Origin of the sequence: Infirmifilum sp. (assembly GCF_049970975.1) — an archaeon.
Classification (GTDB): Archaea; Thermoproteota; Thermoprotei; order Thermofilales; family Thermofilaceae; genus Thermofilum; species Thermofilum uzonense.
In genome coordinates this window covers 1-19905 of the sequence record NZ_JBMFLX010000023.1, presented here as the reverse complement: position 1 = coordinate 19905, position 19905 = coordinate 1, and the positions used below count along the sequence as shown (strand labels likewise).

Annotated in this window: 23 protein-coding genes; 13 read left to right on the top strand and 10 right to left on the bottom strand. The window is 50.3% G+C overall.

The genetic code is table 11. From position 1 onward, the window contains the following. Window positions 1-113: 113 nt before the first annotated feature. The 6 genes from ACP5KC_RS05195 to ACP5KC_RS05170 all read right to left on the bottom strand — a co-directional run bounded on the left by ACP5KC_RS05195 (window position 114) and on the right by ACP5KC_RS05170 (window position 4497). A complete protein-coding gene (locus tag ACP5KC_RS05195) occupies window positions 114-518 on the bottom strand; it encodes a type II toxin-antitoxin system VapC family toxin (RefSeq protein ID WP_424737928.1) in 405 nt (134 codons plus the stop codon). Next, window positions 515-751 carry an AbrB/MazE/SpoVT family DNA-binding domain-containing protein gene (locus tag ACP5KC_RS05190; RefSeq protein WP_273433285.1) on the bottom strand — a complete coding sequence of 79 codons (237 nt, stop codon included), beginning with the start codon at window positions 749-751 and terminating at the stop codon, window positions 515-517. Before ACP5KC_RS05190 ends, ACP5KC_RS05195 begins: the two co-directional genes overlap by 4 nt. A gap of 359 nt (window positions 752-1110) precedes the next feature. Then, window positions 1111-1560, bottom strand: a complete 450-nt coding sequence (locus ACP5KC_RS05185; protein ID WP_273433283.1) for an LEA type 2 family protein — start codon at window positions 1558-1560, stop codon at window positions 1111-1113. 245 nt (window positions 1561-1805) lie between these two features. Next, entirely contained in the window at window positions 1806-2582 is a 777-nt protein-coding gene (locus ACP5KC_RS05180) for a DUF3782 domain-containing protein (protein ID WP_273433294.1), read from the bottom strand. Window positions 2583-2685: 103 nt separating this feature from the next. After that, on the bottom strand, window positions 2686-3339 hold the full coding sequence (locus ACP5KC_RS05175; RefSeq protein ID WP_273433281.1) for an HD domain-containing protein: 654 nt from the start codon (window positions 3337-3339) through the stop codon (window positions 2686-2688). 60 nt (window positions 3340-3399) lie between these two features. Further along, window positions 3400-4497: an inositol-3-phosphate synthase gene (locus ACP5KC_RS05170; RefSeq protein WP_273433279.1), complete on the bottom strand. Its 1098-nt coding sequence runs from the start codon at window positions 4495-4497 to the stop codon at window positions 3400-3402. 77 nt (window positions 4498-4574) lie between these two features. Between ACP5KC_RS05170 and ACP5KC_RS05165 the strand changes: the two genes are divergently transcribed. From ACP5KC_RS05165 to ACP5KC_RS05155, 3 genes are all read left to right on the top strand, one after another. Next, window positions 4575-4904 (top strand): helix-turn-helix transcriptional regulator, encoded by a 330-nt coding sequence (locus ACP5KC_RS05165; protein WP_191118734.1) that lies wholly within the window; start codon window positions 4575-4577, stop codon window positions 4902-4904. Between the two features lie 90 nt (window positions 4905-4994). Next, entirely contained in the window at window positions 4995-5798 is an 804-nt protein-coding gene (locus tag ACP5KC_RS05160) for a hypothetical protein (protein WP_273433278.1), read from the top strand. Window positions 5799-5900: 102 nt separating this feature from the next. After that, window positions 5901-7277 (top strand): alpha-glucosidase/alpha-galactosidase, encoded by a 1377-nt coding sequence (locus tag ACP5KC_RS05155; RefSeq protein WP_273433276.1) that lies wholly within the window; start codon window positions 5901-5903, stop codon window positions 7275-7277. Window positions 7278-7351: 74 nt separating this feature from the next. Here ACP5KC_RS05155 and ACP5KC_RS05150 read toward each other — a convergent pair whose 3' ends face one another. Then, window positions 7352-8293: a trypsin-like peptidase domain-containing protein gene (locus ACP5KC_RS05150; RefSeq protein WP_273433275.1), complete on the bottom strand. Its 942-nt coding sequence runs from the start codon at window positions 8291-8293 to the stop codon at window positions 7352-7354. Window positions 8294-8405: 112 nt separating this feature from the next. Between ACP5KC_RS05150 and rbcL the strand changes: the two genes are divergently transcribed. Both rbcL and ACP5KC_RS05140 read left to right on the top strand, forming a co-directional pair. After that, a complete protein-coding gene (rbcL, locus tag ACP5KC_RS05145) occupies window positions 8406-9737 on the top strand; it encodes a type III ribulose-bisphosphate carboxylase (protein ID WP_428286926.1) in 1332 nt (443 codons plus the stop codon). A gap of 5 nt (window positions 9738-9742) precedes the next feature. Further along, window positions 9743-10690 carry a DHHA1 domain-containing protein gene (locus tag ACP5KC_RS05140; RefSeq protein WP_052883971.1) on the top strand — a complete coding sequence of 316 codons (948 nt, stop codon included), beginning with the start codon at window positions 9743-9745 and terminating at the stop codon, window positions 10688-10690. On the opposite strand, the gene ACP5KC_RS05135 is transcribed toward ACP5KC_RS05140, so the two are convergent. Further along, a complete protein-coding gene (locus tag ACP5KC_RS05135) occupies window positions 10687-10977 on the bottom strand; it encodes a heavy-metal-associated domain-containing protein (RefSeq protein ID WP_428286925.1) in 291 nt (96 codons plus the stop codon). The two genes, ACP5KC_RS05140 and ACP5KC_RS05135, sit on opposite strands and share 4 nt — an antisense overlap. Before the next feature lie 82 nt (window positions 10978-11059). On the opposite strand from ACP5KC_RS05135, the gene ACP5KC_RS05130 reads away from it, so the two are divergent. The 4 genes from ACP5KC_RS05130 (at window position 11060) to ACP5KC_RS05115 (ending at window position 15182) form a co-directional block, all read left to right on the top strand. Continuing rightward, the gene (locus ACP5KC_RS05130) at window positions 11060-12472 is read left to right on the top strand and encodes a CehA/McbA family metallohydrolase (protein ID WP_428286924.1); all 1413 of its coding nucleotides are present in this window, start codon (window positions 11060-11062) and stop codon (window positions 12470-12472) included. A 20-nt stretch (window positions 12473-12492) separates the two neighbouring features. Continuing rightward, a complete protein-coding gene (locus ACP5KC_RS05125) occupies window positions 12493-13791 on the top strand; it encodes an MFS transporter (protein WP_428286923.1) in 1299 nt (432 codons plus the stop codon). Between the two features lie 99 nt (window positions 13792-13890). Then, window positions 13891-14622, top strand: a complete 732-nt coding sequence (locus tag ACP5KC_RS05120) for a ZIP family metal transporter (RefSeq protein WP_428286927.1) — start codon at window positions 13891-13893, stop codon at window positions 14620-14622. A 47-nt stretch (window positions 14623-14669) separates the two neighbouring features. Then, window positions 14670-15182 carry a hypothetical protein gene (locus tag ACP5KC_RS05115; protein WP_428286922.1) on the top strand — a complete coding sequence of 171 codons (513 nt, stop codon included), beginning with the start codon at window positions 14670-14672 and terminating at the stop codon, window positions 15180-15182. On the opposite strand, the gene ACP5KC_RS05110 is transcribed toward ACP5KC_RS05115, so the two are convergent. Continuing rightward, entirely contained in the window at window positions 15163-15561 is a 399-nt protein-coding gene (locus tag ACP5KC_RS05110; protein WP_273433266.1) for a helix-turn-helix domain-containing protein, read from the bottom strand. The two genes, ACP5KC_RS05115 and ACP5KC_RS05110, sit on opposite strands and share 20 nt — an antisense overlap. Before the next feature lie 186 nt (window positions 15562-15747). Between ACP5KC_RS05110 and ACP5KC_RS05105 the strand changes: the two genes are divergently transcribed. Then, window positions 15748-16716, top strand: coding sequence for a 2-hydroxyacid dehydrogenase (locus ACP5KC_RS05105; protein WP_052883964.1), 969 nt, complete (start codon window positions 15748-15750; stop codon window positions 16714-16716). Between the two features lie 62 nt (window positions 16717-16778). On the opposite strand, the gene ACP5KC_RS05100 is transcribed toward ACP5KC_RS05105, so the two are convergent. Next, window positions 16779-17183, bottom strand: coding sequence for a thioesterase family protein (locus ACP5KC_RS05100; protein WP_424737954.1), 405 nt, complete (start codon window positions 17181-17183; stop codon window positions 16779-16781). A gap of 102 nt (window positions 17184-17285) precedes the next feature. Between ACP5KC_RS05100 and ACP5KC_RS05095 the strand changes: the two genes are divergently transcribed. The 3 genes from ACP5KC_RS05095 to ACP5KC_RS05085 all read left to right on the top strand — a co-directional run. Further along, entirely contained in the window at window positions 17286-18503 is a 1218-nt protein-coding gene (locus ACP5KC_RS05095) for an Nre family DNA repair protein (RefSeq protein ID WP_273433265.1), read from the top strand. After that, the gene (locus tag ACP5KC_RS05090) at window positions 18500-19336 is read left to right on the top strand and encodes a radical SAM protein (protein ID WP_273433293.1); all 837 of its coding nucleotides are present in this window, start codon (window positions 18500-18502) and stop codon (window positions 19334-19336) included. Before ACP5KC_RS05095 ends, ACP5KC_RS05090 begins: the two co-directional genes overlap by 4 nt. Before the next feature lie 337 nt (window positions 19337-19673). Further along, window positions 19674-19905 (top strand): hypothetical protein (locus ACP5KC_RS05085; RefSeq protein WP_424737956.1); only part of this gene is annotated, 232 nt, incomplete at its 3' end.

The following is a 19905-nucleotide window of genomic DNA, read 5'->3' as shown; positions in this document are numbered from 1 at the left end:
CCGCCTAACAGCCATCTTTTCGTTAAAAACTGGGCGTAGCCTTTAGGAGAACACGCCCCTCACTCCAGTCTGACGATGCCCGTCACTGGAGCTTCTATAACCCTGGTCTGTCTTTACCCTCTCTCAGACTCCACTACATGGAGAATAACGTCGTCTAGGTCGTAGTAGGCGAGGTCATTCTCTAACGTAAGGGCTGCATGTATAGAGTCGAAGAAGGAGAGCTCCGGGTACCTAGTCCTCAGCCTTGCCGCCAAGGAAAGGGTTTCCGCCGTCAGTTCTGGATATGATGGCTTGGGCTTTATGAGCGAGTTTAACGCGTCGAAGACCTGGCTGATCTCAGGGTCTGTGAGTCCTCTGGACTTCAAGATTAGGGATAGTTCTATGAGGGAGGCTGGGGAGAGAAAAATGATTATTTTATGTTTCTTTGCCTCGTTCAGTACGCGCGTGGCCCACTCGTGGTTCCTGTCCCGAGGGTTTAAGGCGAGAAGAAAACCTGTCTCAAGAAGCGCCTTGATCATGTTGAAGTTTCCCTTAGCGCCTCTTGTTCCGCTACTTTTCTCAGCTCCCTGCTAAACGTCAGGTCTCCTAGAAGCCTCTCCAGGATTTCTTCGGGTTGACTGGCCTTCCTAATTAGGAGTCCATCCTTCTCGGGCACAAGGAGCACTTCCTCGCCCTCCCTGAGGTTAAGTATTTCTCTCAGCCTCTTTGGGATTGTGACTCTCCCCTTACCATCAATTCTAGCTCTTTCCACAAAAACTGTTAGTGGGACCTACCTTATAATTTTTATCCCACCAATATTTAGTGACGTTGACGTGAGCAAAGATTATTGAAGCCTCTGCCGCTTTCTCTACTACACGTCGAGTGATACCTCAAGTCCACCCCCGCCGCCTCCATGGGCTTAAGAGTGGAATCTGGACAGATAGCTCCTAGTGTTGTCGCTGCTGCAATGAAAGGGGTATATCTTCGAAACGCACAGTGAAGTTAACTCCTCGAGTACTCTTGAGACTTTCTCAGAGGATGCTCCGGCCACGTGGAAGCCCCATGACGATGAAGGGCTTTATCTCCAACCGCTTTTAAACGTTGATCGACTGCCTTAGCCCAGTAGCGACTCTAGGGCTTAACGGTCTTTGTTCTGGAGAACTTTACCTCGACGGGGAAGAAGAGGACTTTAATATTTGCCGTCCCGTTAACGGTTATGTCGATCTTGCCCTGGGTTAAAAGGCTCATGAGGGCTTTCCCGAGCTTAGCGTAGTACAGGGTTAGTATAGAGCTTTGACGTGTGGTTCCAGGCGGTATTTCTAGGTTTGTAATGGTGCCGTTCCCGACCTTCACGCCCTCAATGTAGACGTCATAATTGACGACTTCCGCAGTGTATTTGTGGTTCGAGGGGTTGTTGAAAGCCAGTGTGAGGTTAACGTTGGCGGCTTGAAGCCCAACGCTCACGACGCTTATTTTCTCCACGTCAACGCTTATACGCTCAGCCGACGAGACGAGGTCGTTCAAGTACAATGCGGAGGCTATGAGTACCACTGCTATTATGGTTATTGCCTTCCATGCCACATGTAATCGAGTATGGTACCTGAATAAAAAATGTCTTGCATTGAAGCAGACATGGCTGGTGAGTGAATCCCGGTTGGCCGGCACAAATTGTGGATTTTTCGGACTTGTAGGGTTGTTGAAGGGGCCTTCTCCTCACTGGGGAGGCGTTGGGTCACACCTAGGATTGTACACTAATAATACATTGATAAATAGATTAAAACGAGAAAACCGTAATGAACGAGTCCCTCGCTTGAGGGCGTCTATGCCTATGTTCTCGTGTAGATCTCTACTCCGAGATTTTTCGCGGCCTCCAGAGCCTTATCCGTTGGGAAAGGCGTCACCATGACAAGTCTAGGCTTTACACCGGTCTTTTTCTCGTAAAGTTTTCCAATTCTCCATAGCTTAAACACGTCGCTCTCTGACGCGCTGGACTTTACCTCTATCAGGATGTGCACTTTATCCTTGATGAGCACGTCTACCTCCACCTCAGCCTTGTAGCCGAGGACTACCCCCTCCTCATCGAGGACTCTCCACTTTTCCACCTTGCCAGCGCCAAGTATCTCCTCAACTATATTCTTCATAGCCTCCCTGAAAGTCTCCTCGCTTTCAACTCCCCACCTAGCCCCCATGGCTATGAGACGCCTCTCGAATGAGTCGAGCCTCTTGCTGAAAAGCTCGAACTGCCTGTTGAAGTCCTCCCGAAGCTTGTTGTGGTCTTCCCGCAGCTTTTTTAACTCTGCCTCAATAGCTTCGAACCTCTTATAAGCCTCCTCCCATCTCCTGTTGTTTTCCTCCCATCTTTTGTTGTTTTCTTCCCACCTGCGATTATTTTCCTCCCACCGCTTATTGTTTTCCTCCCACCTCTTGTCGTTTTCCCTCCACCTCATCTCCTCAAGCTCGAGGTGGCGCTGGAAGTCCGCTCTAAGCATTCTTAGCTCGTTAAGGATTGTGTCGAGCCCTAGTAAGCCTGCTACAGCGTACCTAAACTCTTCATCCTCTCTCAAGGTTCTTAGAATTTTCTTTTTCTCCTCCTCTGAAAGCACGCCTACCAAATAATAATGTATCATAATGATATTTAAAAGCCGAACGCACTAAAAGCAAGATCCAGGTCTGCTTGTTTAACGAATAGTTTCTCGCAAGAACACCTTATAGTTCTCCACGCCACTCCTTCATGAATCTCTCAAGGAATAGGAGCATGAACCTATGCCTCTCCTCTGCTATTTTCTTAGCGGGCTCGGTGTTCAGGGTGTCCTTTATCTTCAAAAGCTTCTCGTAGAAGTGGTTTATAACGGTTTCAGAGCGGCCGTCATAGTTGTTCTTCGGCGGCTTTGCTGGATCATAGAAGGGCGTGTTGGACCAACCGCCCCTCGCGAAGGCCCTGGCTATGCCTATAGCCCCTATCATGTCGAGCCTGTCAGCGTCCTGTAATATCTGGGCCTCGATTAGGTCTGGCTTTACACCGTTCCTGAACCTGTGGGAGGCGATGCTGTAGGCAACCTTCTCGATCTTCTCCTCCTCGAAGCCAGCCTCGCGGAGAATCTCTCTGGCGAGCTCAGCGCCTTTAGCTGCATGGTCATCTATAACACCCTCGTCCTCCATCGACCTCGCTATGTCGTGTAGTATCACAGCAGCTCTCAGAACGTCTAGGTCGACCGGGTCTCCGATCTCGCGTGCTATCCTGAGGGCTAAATTATAGACGCGTTCAACGTGGGAGATATCGTGGTGTGAGTGCCTATAGTAGCCTATGGCTTTCTCGATGACTTTCTTAAACCTCTCATCGCTCAGTGCATCATCAAACATTTTGTCTCGAAGATCACTTGTTTTATACGTATATAGTTGTATCTTGTATGAGTGTGGGATCTAGGCCTGTGCTGCCCCGTACCTTGCTATAAACTCTTCCAGCATTCTCTTAGCCTCGTAAGGCGACGAGACAGGTCTCGGCGGGTGTTTAAAGTAGTATGCACTGGCCTCGTGTATGGGCCCGGATAGTCCGTTGTCAAGTGCCAGCTTCGCCAGCCTTATAGCGTCTACCATTGAAGCGGCAAACATGCTCTTATCGTCTACCTTGAGCTTGACGTCGAGCTCCACGGGTAATCCGAGGAATGATGTCGCCTTGATGTATATGTAGGCCACCTTGGTATTCCCTAGGAATGGTACCCAGTCGCTTGGACCAATCCTTATTCTCTGTGACCGGATAATCTCCTCTGCGTTGAAAAGCGTGTATGCGACAGCGCTAGTCTTGCTCTCCCTCTTGCTCCGGAGCCTTTCTTCCTCCTTCATGTTGAGGAAGTCCGTATTACCCCCTATGTTCAGCTGGTAGGTCTCCTCTACGAGAAGGCCTCTCTCACGCATCAAAGCCGTGAGAGCTGAGTGGAGAATCGTGGCCCCAAACTGTCCTTTCACGTCGTCTCCAAGTAGAGGTAGCCCGGCTCGCCTGTACTTCTCCTGCCATTCACCCGTAGGGTCACTTGCTATGAAGACAGGGATGCCGTTTATGAAGGCCGCGCCAGCTCTGAGCGTAGCCTCGGCATAGAAGCGTGTAGCAAGCTCAGAGCCCACCGGCAGCATATTCACTACGACCTCGACCCCAGCGTCTCTCATGGCCTTAACAATTTCGTCCATTGAGACGTCTCGCGAGTGCGGCGCGAAGAAAGGCCTCATGTGCTCTGCAACTCCATCAAGGACAGGCCCCGCTGTGACCTTTACTCCCGTCTCTATATCTTCCACCAACCGGGGGAAGAGGTTGGGGCCCTCGAATATTGCCTGGCCAAGATCTTTACCTATCTTCCTTGTATCCACGTCGGCAGCGAAAACAAAGTCAATGTCCTGTACCCTGTAGCCTCCTATCTCTTCGAAAAGGATACCCCTTAAAGGCGTTTTCTTCGCGAGGAAAACGCTTTGAACTATGGCTGAGGCACAGTTCCCTATCCCTACAAGTCCCACCCTTATCTTTCCCATACGAATCACGTATGAATTTTTTTATACAGAAAACCTTCTAGAAGAGTTATTAATAAGCCTTTGGCTTTTCTCTGATCGTGGCTTCAGAAGTGTCTTTGAAGGCTTTCAAGAGGCTTAAGAGGAAGCTTGAAAACGAGGTTCTATGGATATATGTGGCTAATATCCTGCTACACGAAGATGGATTGAGTGTTACAGAATTAAAGAAGAGACTTAAGGAAAAGTTCTCCATAAAGGTTAACACTGTTTACCTTTACACTGTTCTATACAGGATGGAGAGAGAAGGGCTAGTCAGGCGTAAGACAAGCGAGGAGGGTAAGAGCATGTATTGCCTAGAGGAGGTAGGTAAGCAAACGTACTTGAAGGGCCTGGAATACCTGAATAGGATAGTAAAGCTTCTCGCTGAGTGACCCTCTAAAGCCTCTAAATATGTTTTCCTATAGGCGTGTTCGGCGTCAGCGTTTTATTAGTTGATATCAAAATTGAATCGGGGTTGAGTTATGCAGGTTCTCCAGGCCGACGACTACAGGTATGGCTTGAATCTTCTCAAAAAATATTCTGAGATAAGCATCATATCTTATGTTCTAGAAGTGATATCTTCCATCTTTTTAGCTCCATATACTATGTTGCTTTACTCCCTGACCGCGTACGCGACCTCCCAGCATATTCTCGAAGAGATTATGGCTTCTCTGCAAAGATATCTAGTATTGTCGGTTATCGGGGGCGTTTTAGCCCTCGTCGGATTTGTTCTAGGGCTTATCGCTATCCTCTTCTACCTTATACCCTCAGCGGGTAGGCTGGCCAAGTGGAGCAGCACCCTTTCAACTCCCTCAAAGCTTCTGAAGTATGGTTACTATGCCGGCTTCATCTTTGGAGCGATCTCTGCTGCGCTAATCATCCTAGCTGTTATAACCTCCAACGGGACGACGCCTTTGCCAGGGATGATTGTGAAGCAGCCTGGTGCACGGGAGGGATACCAGGGATTGCTGGTAATTATCATACTCGGGCTAGTAGTAACGCTACTCGTGATGGGTTTAGGAATACTGCTCGGATGGGTGGGGATGATAATGTTCCTCTTAGAACTGGGCTCGCTGACGAAGGAGGGTCTCTTCAAGGCCGTTGCGATATTAGATGTTTTATCATCGGGTCTTTCCCTTGTTAATATACGTGTCCGTCCCCCATATGCTAATCCCGTTGCTATAATCTTATTTTTGATGCTGTTCCCCGCTATTAGACTTACAACGCTCCTGTTGTTGAGAAAAGCAACCCTCAAGGTGCTGAGCGTCGAGGCTGTTCAGCCTTGATAATGAGACGGTGTAGAGTTAACGTTCCGCCTCTTAAAGACGCCTCTTAAAGACTAGTTCTTAATAAGAAAAAGTTATTTCTTAATACAATATTATGAAGTTGTGACAAAAGTCAAGATCGCCGTTATAGGCGCGGGAAGCATAGCTTGGAGTTCAACCGTGGTTCACGATCTTCTCCATACCCCCACCCTCCTAGGGAGCGAAGTCTACCTTATGGACATAGACGAGACCCGTCTTAAGAGAGTAGGCGCATTCGCAAGGAAATACTCCTCAGAGCTTGGCGTAGACTACAAGTTCCATCTGACTACTAACAGGAAGGAGGCAATCAAGGACGCTGACTTCGTCGTAAACACGGCCATGTATGGTGGGCACGGATACTACGAGGCGATGCGGGAGATCTCCGAGAAGCACGGCTACTACCGGGGTGTGAACAGCACGGAGTGGAACATGGTCTCGGACTACCACACCATATGGGGCTACTACCAATTCAAGCTGGCACTAGACATAGCAAGGGACGTCGAACAGTACGCCCCCGGAGCATGGCTCCTGCAACTGGCTAACCCCGTCTTCGAGCTCACTACGCTGATATCACGAGAGGTGAAGGTCAACGTCATTGGGCTGTGTCACGGGCACCTCGCCTATAAGGAGATAGCCGGCATACTTGGCTTTAAACCGGAGGACGTGGAGGCCGAGATGATAGGCTTCAACCACGTCATATGGTTGACAAAGTTTACCTCCAAGGGGAGGAACCTCTATCCACTCCTGGACGAGTGGATCGAGAAAAAAGCCCAAGAATACTGGAGGAAGTGGAGGCTCAGCCAACGCAACCCCTTCGACATACACTTGAGCCCAGCCGCAGTCGACATGTACAAGCGTTACGGCTTATTCCCAATCGGCGACACGGTTAGAGGGGGAACGTGGGCGTATCACTGGGACCTAAAGACCAAGCAGTATTGGTTCGGTCCCACCGGAGGCCCTGACAGCGAGATAGGCTGGATGCTATACCTCGCCCACCACGAGTGGTACTCGAGCTACCTTGAGAGGCTAGCCGAGGATCCACGCATGCCTATAGCTCCCTTCTTCCCAGCCTCGAGGACAGATGAGTCCCTCATCCCAATCATAAGCTCTATAGCGAACGACGAGCCTGCGACCTATCAGGTCAATGTCCCCAACGATGGGGCGATTGACGGCATACCCAACAATGTCGCGGTCGAGATCCCCGCAGAGGTATCCGCGAAAGGAGTTAGGAGGCCTCAAGGGTTAAGGGTTCCCGGGAAGATCCTCAAGTCTGTTCTCTGGCCGCGCATGCTAAGAATGGAAATGACCCTGACAGCCTTCCTTGAGGGCGGGAGGCAGATCCTCATAGACTGGCTCATGCTGGATCCCAGAACGAAGTCCGAGAAGCAGGCCGAAGAGGTGTGGGATGCAATCCTCGCTATGCCTGGAAACGAGGAAATGGCGAAACACTATAGGGGCTGAAAAATCCTAGCGTACAAGTGGAGGCTCCAACTAAACAGGAGTTAGGATTTTTGTTTTTCCTAGTTTAATCAGGATTATTGGGTTGAAATTCCTTCCACGCGGACATTTATAATCCTGTATACGCCGTGTCGTAGGATTTTAAGCTCTACAACTCCTCCTATGCCTATCTCTCGCAGAACCCGGGCGAGATGAGCAACACCCTCGAGCTTCTTCCCGTTGGCCTCGATTATCAGATCCCCGGCCCTTATTCCTGCACGGTGTGCTGGAGCACCGGGTACTACTCGGACTATCAAGACTCCTCCAGGTTCGGGGAGATTGAGCTGCCTGGCAACCATTTGTGTGACGTCGATTCCGAATATGCCGATCCAGGGCCTCACAATTCTACCATACTGTCTCACCTGCTCGAGGGCCCATTTGACCTCGTTGACGGGAATCGCGAAGCCGATTCCTTGGGCAAAGGGTATCATCGCTGTCGTTATCCCGATAACCTCTTCATCGAGGTTTACAAGCGGGCCACCGCTGTTCCCGGGGTTTATCGCGGCATCTGTCTGAATCATATTCTCGTAAACCTTCCCTTCTACCCGAAGAGTTCTCTTGAGGCCGCTGATGACGCCAAAGGTTAGCGAGGGTCCGCCGAGTATCTGGCCGAATGGATTTCCAATGGCTAGGACTATCTGGCCTATTTTCACGTTGTCACTGTCGCCGAGCTTCGCCGGCTTAAAGTCTCCTCCCTCGGCTTTCAGGAAAGCTATGTCCCATTGAGGGTCCTCCGCAACTATCTCTGCTGGGAAGGTATCGCCATGCGGGTCGGTAACTACTATTTTCTCAAAACCCTCGACTACGTGTGAGTTAGTGGCTATGAGCCCGTCGGAGTCCACTACGACTCCCGACCCGAAACCCGTGATGGGGGCTTGGGTAAATATGAGGTCTATGACGCGTAGAGTAGACACGCCTACGACGCTCTCAATGACCTTGTTGTAAACCTCTATTATTTTTTCCTGGATCTCGTGCGTCACGTGCTAGATATGTTGATCCAGATAAATATGGTCTTTGCTTCAAGGTGTTTTGCCTCAACTATAACCAAAGGGTATTTATTCGCCCTTTCCGTAAAGATATATTTGATATCAGATGCCGGAAGAATTTGAGCCTTATCCTGAATTCGTGAAGTGGGGGTACACTCCAGACCCAAAGAACGAGGTTATAGTTACTTTCCGTCTAACCCCGAGCGAGGGCTTTACCGTTGACGACGCAGCTGGCGGTGTGGCTGCAGAGAGCAGCGTCGGGACCTGGACGACTCTCTACCAGTGGTACGACCAGTCTAGACTAGACCGTTTGAAGGGTAAGGCCTATGAGTACAAGGATCTAGGGGATGGCTCATACCTTGTGAGGATAGCTTACCCTGTCGAGCTTTTTGAAGAGGCGAACATGCCCGCCTTTCTAGCGTCTGTTGCCGGGAATATTTTCGGCATGAGGCGAGTGAAGGGCCTAAGAGTTGAGGACATATATCTCCCGCCCGTTTTCCTAAAGGGGTTCAAGGGGCCCTCAAAGGGGATAAATGGGATAAGGGAAGTCATGAGGATTGGCAAGAGGCCGATTATCGGAACCGTTCCTAAACCCAAGGTCGGGTACTCGCCCGACGAGGTGGAGAAGCTTGCATACGATCTGCTTATAGGGGGTATGGACTACGTCAAGGATGACGAGAACATCGCTAGCCCCAGCTTCTGTAGGTTTGAGGAGAGGGCCAAGGCTATCATGAAGTCCATTGACAGGGCTGAAAAGGAGACGGGTGAAAGGAAGGCTTGGTTTGCAAACATCACGGCTGACGTCAGAGAGATGGAGCGGAGACTGAAGCTGGTAGCAGACTACGGGAACCCGTATATAATGGTGGACGTGGTTATAACGGGGTGGTCGGCGCTCACATATATCCGGGACCTGGCAGAGGAGTATGGCCTCGCTATCCACGGCCACAGGGCGATGCATGCAGCTTTCACGAGGAACCCCTACCACGGCATCTCCATGTTCACCCTCGCCAAGCTCTACAGGATTATAGGTATAGACCAGCTACACGTCGGAACTCCCGAGGTCGGGAAGCTGGAGGCGAAGACGGTGGACGTTGTTAGGAATGCAAGGGTTCTAAGAGATCCCGTTTACAAGCCTGACAGTGACGACGTCTTCCACCTTGAGCAGCCCCTAAACGAGTTCAAGCCCTCCTTCCCCGTATCGAGTGGAGGACTACACCCCGGCACGCTCCCAGAAGTCATAAGGAGGATGGGTATGGACCTAGTCATACAGGTTGGGGGAGGCGTCGTCGGGCACCCCGATGGACCGAGAGCTGGCGCTGCAGCTGCTAGACAAGCCGTCGAGGCAGCAATGGAGGGCATAGACCTCGCAGAGTACGCGAAGACCCATAGAGAGCTCGCGCGAGCTATCGAGAAGTGGGGTTTCGTGAAGCCGGCCTAAGGGAAATGTCGGATTTTCTCATACTAGCTCACGGAGACACCGACGGCGTCACCTCGGCTGCTATTGCACGCTCCGTCGTACATGGTCGAGTTGTTTTTACGCACCCCGTAGGCATCCTGGGTGACCTGGACGAGTTCAGGGGAGAGGCTGAAAGCGTCATAATACTTGACATATCCCTTGACGAGAGACTGTGGAGAGAACTAGCCTTAAGGCTCCACGAATTTAAAGAAGCCATTTATATAGACCATCATCCGCCGCCCGAAGGCGCACTCGACCTGCTAAGGGCCTCAGGCGTCAAGGTCTTCCATGAGGAGGGCCCCTGCACGGCAGAGCTAGCTTACAGGTTCTTCAATCCTCCCAGCGAGATGAGTAGGGTTGCACTCTACGGGGCCATAGGCGACTATGCCATAACGACCCCGTTCTTCAAGGAGAAAATCAGGGACTGGGACATAAGATCCCTTTTCCTCGAGGCCGGTACTCTGACGCTAGGCCTCGAAGCCATAAGGAGGGATCACGAAAAGAAGAGGCTTGTTGTAGAAGAACTTGCATTGAACAAATTGCCATCCCAGTTGGACTTCCTGGTTGAGGCTGCCCGAAAACAAGCCCGCATACTCGAAGAGGCTCGTGAGAGGCTACCCGAGATTGTCCAGAGCCTTGAAAACATCGCCTACGTTATCGACCCGGGAGCCAGCCTCGGAGTCACAGCTTTTTATGCCGCGGTGTTAAGAGGGAAGAAGGTTGGAGTTGCCGTTGAGGTTAGAGGAAACTGGGCAATCATGAGTCTCAGGGCTCGCGATGAAAGGGTAGACTTGAACAAGGCTCTCAGGATTCTTGCACCCAAGTATGGTGGGCACGGGGGCGGGCACGCGGCTGCAGCAGGTGCTAGGATACCGCTTGACGATTTAAAACAGTTTCTAGAAGATTTAGATAAAGCCCTGAGATTGACCGTTTAGCTTCCGGGCAGTGATAAAACGAGCCTATCGCTTCTCCTAATCCTTTCCAATCCCTCTTGGACGCTCGAGACTTCCTCTATCCCCTCTATTTTGATGCTGTAGTACTCGGCGGCACCACTATCCAGTATCAGCCTCTGGACGTTATCGTTATCGCCCAAAATGAGGTAAACCCTACTCCCTAACACGTGTACGGCCTGCACGCTAGGAATCCTCAGGAAGTGCTCTTTGACTGGGGCAACACAGCTGGCGCATCCTATCCCCGAGACACGTAGCGTTACCAGCTTCATAGGGGCACCGAGACCTAAAGCCACCTTTGATTTAAAAGGCTAATGTAATAGTAAATATATGGTTTTAGGGTAGTAAAAGGTGATGTCGGGAAAAAGCGGGATTTTGGCAGACTATGAGTTCACCGGTGACGCTGGTCCCGAGAAGCGCCTCGGCTTCCTTTATCTCCCCTTCACCGTTCCTGAGAAAGCGTGCACGATAGAGGTTGAGTACGAGTATCAGGGAAAAGGTCCTGGAGAGACCACGGTGGACATCGGCTTGTTCCAGCCGGGCACCGTGGACCTCATCACAGGGATGAAGAACCTAAGAGGGTGGAGCGGGTCCAATAAGAAGTCTTTCACCGTTTCAAGAGAGGCGGCTACGCCGAGCTATCTCCCCGGGGATATCCCTCCAGGAGAATGGAAAGTCATACTAGGCTTATACAAGATCCCAGACCAAGGTTTAAGGTACAGGGTCAAGGTAAGGGTCTACGAGGGCTGCCTTAAAACTTCAAGCCAAAGCCTTCCTGAAACAAGTGAATTAGTACAGGGAGACAGTCCTAAAGGCTGGGTTAAAGGCGATCTACACATGCACTCCGTCCACAGTGACGGTGACTCGACGCTTGACCAGATAGCAGAAGTTGCGGGCTCGCTAGGCCTTGACTTCGTCTCCGTGACCGATCACAACGTTGTTTCCCATATAGCAGAGCTCGGCTTTCGTAGCAGGTTCTTGGGGAAAGTCTTCTTCTTGAGGGGTGTAGAGCTTACAACATATAGAGGTCACATGAACGTTTACGGAGTCTCGGAGATTCCAGAGTTCCGGATACGATCGGATGAGGAACTCAAGGAGGTTGTAGCCTATCTCAGGAGCCGTGGCGCCTTCTTATCAATAAATCATCCTAAGCCCCTGGGTCCCGATTGGGAGTTCGAGAATCTCTCTTTCGCGGACAGCTTAGAGGTCTTCCACTCAGTCTGGGAGTTTAACAATTATGTCTCGCTCCGCAAGTGGGATCAGCTCCTGAATAATGGTTTTAGGATAGGCTTGGTCGGTGGGAGCGATGCCCACGAGATGAGGGGTAAGACGAGTATTCTACTACCTGGTACTCCCACCACGTGGGTTTACGTGGACAAGCTCAGCGAGGAGGGGCTCCTCGACGGTTTAAGGAAGCAGAGGGTATTCGTATCAGAGTCTCCTTCAGGCCCCCGCATCACTTTGGAGGCTTACGCTGATGGGAAGCACTACCCTCTAGGTGGGATTGTTAATTCAAAGGAAGTAAAGCTACGTCTACGAGCTGAGGGTGGGAGAGGCCAGAGCTACAGGGTAATAAGCGGCGGAGAAGTCGTCGCAAGCGGAGTGTTGGACAGTGATGTATTCGAGAAGGTTTTCCAGATCCACCTCTCCTCGCCTTATGTCAGGGCCGAGCTGGTGAGGGAGGCCCAGGCCATCGACGACCCATACCATATGGAGAACATAGTATCCGCTTTAACAGCTCCTATTTACCTAAAGGTTATAAATTAATATACCTCAGTATTCTTCATGTGCTCACAAAGCTCCAGAAGTTTTCATACGGTATTGCCAGGCTAGGCTCCACAACCCTCTTAAGTGCTTTCAGTTTCGCGGGATTCTACGTCTACTGGGATGTTTTCAAGCTCGACCCCGCACTGAGCGGTGTAGTCAACGCCATCGGTAAAATCGCAATCCTTGTGAACTCTATAGTGATGGGTTACCTTAGCGACATGACCAGGACGAGGCTCGGGAAAAGGAAGCCCTTCATCATCACAGGAGCCCCGATGCTGGCCTTGTCAGCCCTCCTATACTTTACTCCATTCTACTTTATATCCATCGACGACAAGACGGCGCTCTTCTATTGGGGTGCCTTCTGGAACGCGGCCTTCAACTTCTTCTACGGCTACCTGCTTACACCCTTCCAGGCCTGGATGCCCGAGATAACTGAGCCTGGCGAGAGAATAACCATAACAACTCTGCAAAACATTTCTAATATGCTGGGCAATACTGTGGGCGTAGTTTTCAGCTTCCTTGTCCCTACACTCTACAAGGGGGGTCTACTCTTACCGGTCATGGCGGCCTTTGCAGTAGTCGAGATAGCCCTCTATATGCCCAGCGTATTCCTCATCCCGGTTGAGCAGAAGACAGCTCTAACACCCAAGATAACTAGAGATATACTTGACATTTTTAGATTCAAGGAGTATATAGGATGGGAAACTGTCCGTATGCTGATGTCGGCCGCAGAGACAATGGTCGTAGCCCTCATAGTTAAATACGTGAGTGCCGTGATTGGACTAGGCCAAAACCTAGCTTCAGTGGTTTTCGGTATTGTTATGGTCGTATTTGTAATGGGTGCGTTTCCGTTCTGGGCCCGCCTCGCCCGAAGGATGGGTAAGGGCCAAGCTCTGACGAGGGCAGCTATAATTTTAATGGCAGGGCTTCTCATGGCACCCCTACCAGCCCTCGTAACGAGTGAGGCCCTCAGGATAACCATGGGAATGCTCGCCATCATCCTAGGCGCTATAGGGATTTCAGCCTATGAGCTCTTCCCTTACGCGGTTATGGCGGATCTCGTCCACTTGAACGAGATTAAGACGGGCTTGAACAGGGCAGGTCTTTTCACGGGTTTTGAGGGTATACCAATCAATATCTCTCAATCCCTAACGTATCTCTTCATAGGATACCTGGCATCTCTCCCACCATTCGATGGATACGAGTACACGACAGGTCTTGTGGTCTGGGGCCCTATAGCTGCTGTCTTCACGGCGCTTGCCGTAATGGTGCTGAGGAGGGTTAATATAGACCCCTTTAAACAGGAAGTGGTCAGTTAAGGGTCTTATAGAAACATTTTTCTTTAAAAGGGGGGTTTTGGACGCGTGGTTGATTGGCTTGTATCGCTTTTCGAGAGCATTATCGGAGGAAACTTGATAATGGGAAGCCTGCTAGCCGGCCTGTTCGTGGCTTTCACTACAAGTCTAGGCTCTCTAGGGGTATTTTTCTTTCGCGGGAAAGACCTAGACATGTCTCTCTCCCTTGCCTTTGCAGCTGGCGTCATGCTGGTCGCAAGCTTTACCAGTCTAATATTGCCGGCGATAAGTCTCTCCGGGTTTCCAACCGTGGCACTGGGAATTGCTCTTGGCGTAATAGCGATCCACCTAACCGACCGACTGGTCCCTCACGAGCACCTGGTTAAAGGCTATGAGGGGCCTCCAGCTGGGAAAAAGATCCTAAAGAAGGCCTGGCTCATAGCTCTGGCCGTGATAATACACAACCTGCCCGAGGGGCTGGCTGTCGGCACGTCGATCGCTTACTCTATCCCTGTGGGTCTAGCTACGGCGATTGCTATAGGCTTGCAAGACATCCCTGAGGGTTTGGCTGTAGCCTTACCAGTTTCTGCCTCCAGGGGGAAGCGATACGGCCTCTTAATTGGAGTTTTAAGTGGAGTTAGCGAAACAATAACAGCGCTTTTGGGAACTCTCATGTTTACAGCGGCAAGCTGGCTTCTACCAGTCGGGCTAAGCTTTGCGGGGGGCGCGATGATATACGTTACTTTAAAGGAAGCGATACCCGAGATATACCGTGAGGAGGAACCCCCTCTAAAGATCACGCTGGGCTTCCTAGCAGGCTTTTACCTCATGCTCTTCCTAGACTCTGCCTTGTAATACTGCTAGCGTAAAGCTTTATCAAACTCCAAGTCTCTGATAACCTTATGCAGGAGGATTACTCTGTGATATTACGTAAGCCCAGGGTTGAGAAGGAACTGGAGGACTTCGAGGAGTGGTTTAAAAGATATGGCGAGTACATTCTTACCTACGAAGAGTCGAAGCTCGTGGTAAGGGTTGCCTGGGTCGCAAGGATTATGCTTGACGAGGGTTACGCAGCCTTTCCGGGCCACGAGAAAGAGGTAAAGACATTCGTGGCAAACTTCTTGTCACAGAGGCTAGCCTCTCTAGGAGTAGATACGCTGCTTGTCTCTAAGGGAGAGCTGCACGGTACACGGGATGACGTCGTGGAAGTCGTAACGCGTATCTTTCCCAATGTTCAGCAGATGGAAAGGCCCTCGCTCCCCAGGATAATAAAGGAGGATGAGTTCTCGCGTAGGGGGGCACAAGGGTTCCACAGGGTTCAAATAGCCTATGAATTTTCCCGTATAAGGCCTCTCATAGCGCTGGCGACAACCATACTTTTGGCTTCTCTGATGATTATACTTTTGTCGCACTAGGCAAGAAAAGCCTCACGCATACCTGGCACAGCTCTGGCTTTATTCTCTTGTTAACCCTAGCATGAAGCCTACAAAACTTTTTCTCCGAGGCGAGTTTCAGAGTCTCTTGCCACAACCTGTACTCTACATCGTATGGCCCAATACTCGTGCCTTCAATTTCATCAGCAATGCTTTTGACGCTATTAAAAACATCTTCTGGAATATCTCCAGCTCTCGACCCCCTGCTACCGTTTAGATACCGCGATACAAGGCTCCTGGAGACTCCAAGGATCTCTGCTATTTCACCTATTTTAAAACCCCTATTGTAAAGCTCCACAGCTAACGCGCGCCTCATAGCTGGCCCCACGTACTTGTCGAAGAGGCCAAACACTGTTGACATGTCAAAGCACCACTATCTTCTTCTCAAGGATCTCCCTTGAGTTCATTAAGATTTCAGTGAAGTCCTCCACGATCTCCTTATTTATGGTTGACATATGTCACAACATATTCTATGTATTAACCCCCCCTCTAACGAGAACACTCAAGAATCGAAAAGCTCTTAACAGTCCTTCGAGGCAACTAACCAATGTCGAAGGTAAGGGTGCACGTAGCACTCAGGTTGAGCGAATGGGAGAAGAGCATAGTGGAAAGTGGACTCCGTAATCTTGCGGATGTTGTTTTCCCTAAAGGAGACGTCTTCGAGGACATTGAGAAGGCTGAGGTTGCAATAGCCTTCAGGATTCCCAAAGAGGTCGCCCTTAAAGCAGAGAAGCTAAGGTTCATTCAGGTTCCAGCAGCAGGAGCCGACGGTATTGATCTAGAATTGTTCGCCCGGCAAGGTGTAATCGTGGCATCAAGCAAGGGCTGTAATGCCCGTGCAGTCGCGGAACACGCGTTCGCCCTCCTCCTAGCTCTGGCTAAAAGGGTTGTTGAGCAGGACGCGGAGATGAAGAAGGGTGGTTGGAGGAGTCACACCGAAGAGAACTTCCTCTACGATATCGAGGGCTCTACACTCGCGATTATAGGCTATGGAGAGATTGGCCGCGAGGTTGCAAAGCTGGGAAGGGCTTTCGGGATGAGGGTTCTGGCTGTGAAAAAGACCCCTGTCAAAGACCCGTACACCGACCTGGTCGTGGGGCCCTCTGAAACACTTAGCATACTAGCTCAGGCTGACTTCGTTGTCGTTGCTCTACCACTTACACAGGAGACAGTGGGCTTTATAGGCGAGAGGGAGCTGCGAGCTATGAAGAAGACGTCATTCCTAATAAACGTTGCCCGGGGCCATGTCGTGAATGAGGAAGCATTATACAAGGCTCTCACGGAGGGCTGGATATCGGGAGCCGGAATAGACGTGTGGTGGCGCTACCCGCCTGAGGAAGGATGGCCCTCCAAGCTCGGCATACACAAGTTGCCCAATGTCATTGCTACAACTCACAAGGCTGGATGGACCCGTAGGGCTAGGGAATCATGCTTACGATTTGCGGTTGAGAACGTGGCACGATTTATTAGGGGTGAAAAACCGCTGAACGTTATTAATCCAGAGAAAGGCTACTAGCAGTTTATGAATGATTAATATGGTTCTCCTCCAAAGCGCAAAATACCGTGGCCAGGTTGGTATCATCCGCCAGCACTGCTACTCATCATTGTTTTTATCATATTGGCGAAGCCCTCCTTGTCTATCACCGCTCTCTCGTGCAGGGCATATCCTATAAGCAGTTTTCCGCTCCAGACTTCAACCCAGAATCTGACACGCTTCTCATCCGCGTAGAGAACACTCGCCTTAACCTCCAGCTCTGATCCCACTAAGGCAGGCTTCACGTGTGTTACGTCTACACGAACACCCACGGTGGTCTTGTTAGGGGGTAGCCGCTCATCCCAGAAGATCCTGCATGTCTCCTCGATGAAGCCTACCATTACGGGGGTTGCTAGCACTCTTATGCCCTCGGTTTCCAAGTGTCTTGCGGCATGCTCAGGTCTAACTGTGTAGCGTCTCGTAAAAGAATTAGTATTGTTGCCCGACACAAGAAGGTAAAAATGCTCTCATAATTAAATATTCCGAGTGGTCATTTTCACCTTATTCTGCGGAAACAATATATCCATCAATAACCTAGCAACAGGCAGCAGATGTCTTCACGCGTAACAAACATGTGTTTAAAGTGCAGGGGGGCCAAGAACCTTTGCGGGCTTCCCACCTGCCCCTTCATGTCCATTTGGAAGTCTCTAGGCCAGATAAGGCCACCTACTAGCAGCGAACTGGAGGCACCATCACCTCCATCTGTATTTGTAGGGAGGGTTGGTTACCCTAAGGTCCGCGTTGCTCCATCGGTCGCAACTCTGGAGGGCGACCCCTCGGTGTACGATTCACCCGAGAGATGGCTGGACTATAGCCTAGACGAGATACTCAAGTTTCGGTTTGGTCTAGTCATGGGTAACCTCCACTTCGACGTGAGGCGTCCAGACCTCGTAAATGAAATAGCGCTCCTCTCCGCATCCTCTAAGCCTCTAGACGTCATGGTCAGGTTTGCCAAGCCCCCACGAGGCCTAAGGCTTGACCCGCATGCACCCCCCTTCGGACCCTCAGGGGTTGCCGAAAAAATCAGGGTTCTGGATAACCCTAAAATTCCTAGACCCGTAGAGAAGTTCCTTGGAGATGACGGTGTGCGTTCAGAGGAAGCTGTTTGGTCCTTATACGAGTCCGGGTTGCCCGTCTCTACGATACAGAGGGTTTTCTCTGTGGGGCTCCTTGGTAAGACTCCTCTTAGGAGGCTCGTGCCTACGAGATGGTCCATAACCGCTGTGGATGACATGGTATCGCGGAGAATTATTCGGGAAGTCAAAGGATACCCTACAATCGACTCCTTCCTATTCTTTGAGAGAAAGCACTCTAATAACCTGTTTGTCGGGATACTAGCTCCCTATTCGTGGAGCTTCGAGTGGATAGAGGCCTGGTTCCCGCACACCACCTGGAACCCGGGCACAGCCGTGGAGGTAGAGGCGGACTGGGAGGGCTTTAAGGGGCGTACAGAGTACGCTTCTCTAGGAGGATGCTACTACGCCTCAAGGCTTGCCAGTGCTGAGTACCTGAGAAGGGAGAGGAGGCAGGCTACAGTGCTTTTGATAAGGGAGATTTATGAGGGCTTCTTCCTACCCATAGGAGTCTGGTTTGTACGCGAGAACGTCCGGGCCCTCTTCAGAGGCAAGCCGGAAAAATATGATAATCTTCGTGACGTGATCGAGAGATTAGGTAAGACGACAAGGCTCCCGGTTAGAGTATGGCTTGAGAAGTCTCGAATTCTAAGGGATCTCTTAAAGCAGGCAAGGCTAGAGGTGAGCAGCTCCTGAACATCACCTATAAGAGGATACGCGTTACCCACGCTTTATCTAAGTCCGGGCTACCGGATTTAGATTACTCCTTTAATCCTTATGCTGGGTGTGCGCATGCCTGTATCTACTGCTACGCTAGGGCTTTTACCCGCTACGAGGAAGTCTCCAGGAACTGGGGTAGAATTGTGTACATAAAGGAGAACATAATAGATGTTTTAAGAGACGAGATCGTCAGGTTAAAAAAAGGGGTGGTAGGAGTCTCCACTATAACAGATCCATACCAGCCAATCGAGTCCGTCGAAAAGCTTACAAGGCTTGGAGTCGAGCTACTCCTACGTAGCGGATTCAAGGTAAGTATTCAGACAAAGTCACCCCTAGTGACCCGGGATCTCGACATTTTAGAGCGTTATCGTGGACAGGTCAACGTGGGCTTCACTATAACCACGCTAAACCCCAAGATAGCATCTTTAATAGAGCCAAATTCGCCTTCTCCACTTGCTCGGGCTGAAGCCCTTAAAAGAGTCTCGTCGAGGGGGCTTGATACATGGGTATTTCTAGGACCGATAATCAGGGGGGTAAACGATACTCGATCTTCTCTCGAGCAGGTCATCGACCTTGCCTTCGAAACAGGCTCGAAGCTATTCTACGACTTCTACCATCATAGACCAGAGCTGGCCGAGAGTATGAAACCCTTGCTCGTTGAAAACCCGCTGGCCACAGGTGCGCCTAGAATTTGGCGTGAGAGAGTCCAGGAAGTTATCCGAGCTTTATGTGATGAGAGGGGTATTGAATGTATACCCGAGTTCCAAGCCCAGCCTGTTGAGAGGAAAATAGATGATTTTCTTGGATGATTTTTACAACTAACAAGCAATAACTTTGAATTGTTTTATCATTTTCTGGAAATCTATTAATGAAATTTTACAATATATCAAGTATCGACGAAAAATTAGTTTGAGCCTATGCTTCTTTCAAGGCACTAGCTTAAAATATATTTACACGCGTGCTAGTAGACATGTCTCTGCTTAACTTACCTACGAGGAATTTCGATTAAATATACGCCGGGAAAGTCGCAATACGTGGGGGAACAAGTCTGTTGCACTCTAAAATGGGTAAAAAATCTCATATATACGTGTACGATTTGAAATAACTTTTTTAACTGGCAACACTGGTAGATTCAGAGGATAAATTGTGATCACCGCGGAGCTCTATGAATTTATTGTCAGAGTGGTCGAGGAAAAGGTAAAGGACATTAAGGTCACACGAGAGGAATTCGACCAGTTAAGAAGAACTGTTGAGAAAGGCCTCGCTGAGCTCGCCAAGAGGGTTGATGAGCTTGCTGCGGCACAAGCAGAGACCCAGAGACAAATCGAAAAGCTAGCTGCTGCCCAGGTTGCCACTGAGAAAAGGCTTGATCAGCTAG

Coding starts and splice junctions, on each gene's coding strand:
- ACP5KC_RS05195 (WP_424737928.1), bottom strand. CDS start 518: ATGATCAAGGCGCTTCTTGAGACAGGTTTTCTTCTCGCCTTAAACCCT.
- ACP5KC_RS05175 (WP_273433281.1), bottom strand. CDS start 3,339: ATGTTTGATGATGCACTGAGCGATGAGAGGTTTAAGAAAGTCATCGAG.
- ACP5KC_RS05170 (WP_273433279.1), bottom strand. CDS start 4,497: ATGGGAAAGATAAGGGTGGGACTTGTAGGGATAGGGAACTGTGCCTCA.
- ACP5KC_RS05160 (WP_273433278.1), top strand. CDS start 4,995: ATGCAGGTTCTCCAGGCCGACGACTACAGGTATGGCTTGAATCTTCTC.
- rbcL (WP_428286926.1), top strand. CDS start 8,406: ATGCCGGAAGAATTTGAGCCTTATCCTGAATTCGTGAAGTGGGGGTAC.
- ACP5KC_RS05140 (WP_052883971.1), top strand. CDS start 9,743: ATGTCGGATTTTCTCATACTAGCTCACGGAGACACCGACGGCGTCACC.
- ACP5KC_RS05135 (WP_428286925.1), bottom strand. CDS start 10,977: ATGAAGCTGGTAACGCTACGTGTCTCGGGGATAGGATGCGCCAGCTGT.
- ACP5KC_RS05130 (WP_428286924.1), top strand. CDS start 11,060: ATGTCGGGAAAAAGCGGGATTTTGGCAGACTATGAGTTCACCGGTGAC.
- ACP5KC_RS05120 (WP_428286927.1), top strand. CDS start 13,891: ATGGGAAGCCTGCTAGCCGGCCTGTTCGTGGCTTTCACTACAAGTCTA.
- ACP5KC_RS05115 (WP_428286922.1), top strand. CDS start 14,670: ATGCAGGAGGATTACTCTGTGATATTACGTAAGCCCAGGGTTGAGAAG.
- ACP5KC_RS05110 (WP_273433266.1), bottom strand. CDS start 15,561: ATGTCAACAGTGTTTGGCCTCTTCGACAAGTACGTGGGGCCAGCTATG.
- ACP5KC_RS05105 (WP_052883964.1), top strand. CDS start 15,748: ATGTCGAAGGTAAGGGTGCACGTAGCACTCAGGTTGAGCGAATGGGAG.
- ACP5KC_RS05095 (WP_273433265.1), top strand. CDS start 17,286: ATGTCTTCACGCGTAACAAACATGTGTTTAAAGTGCAGGGGGGCCAAG.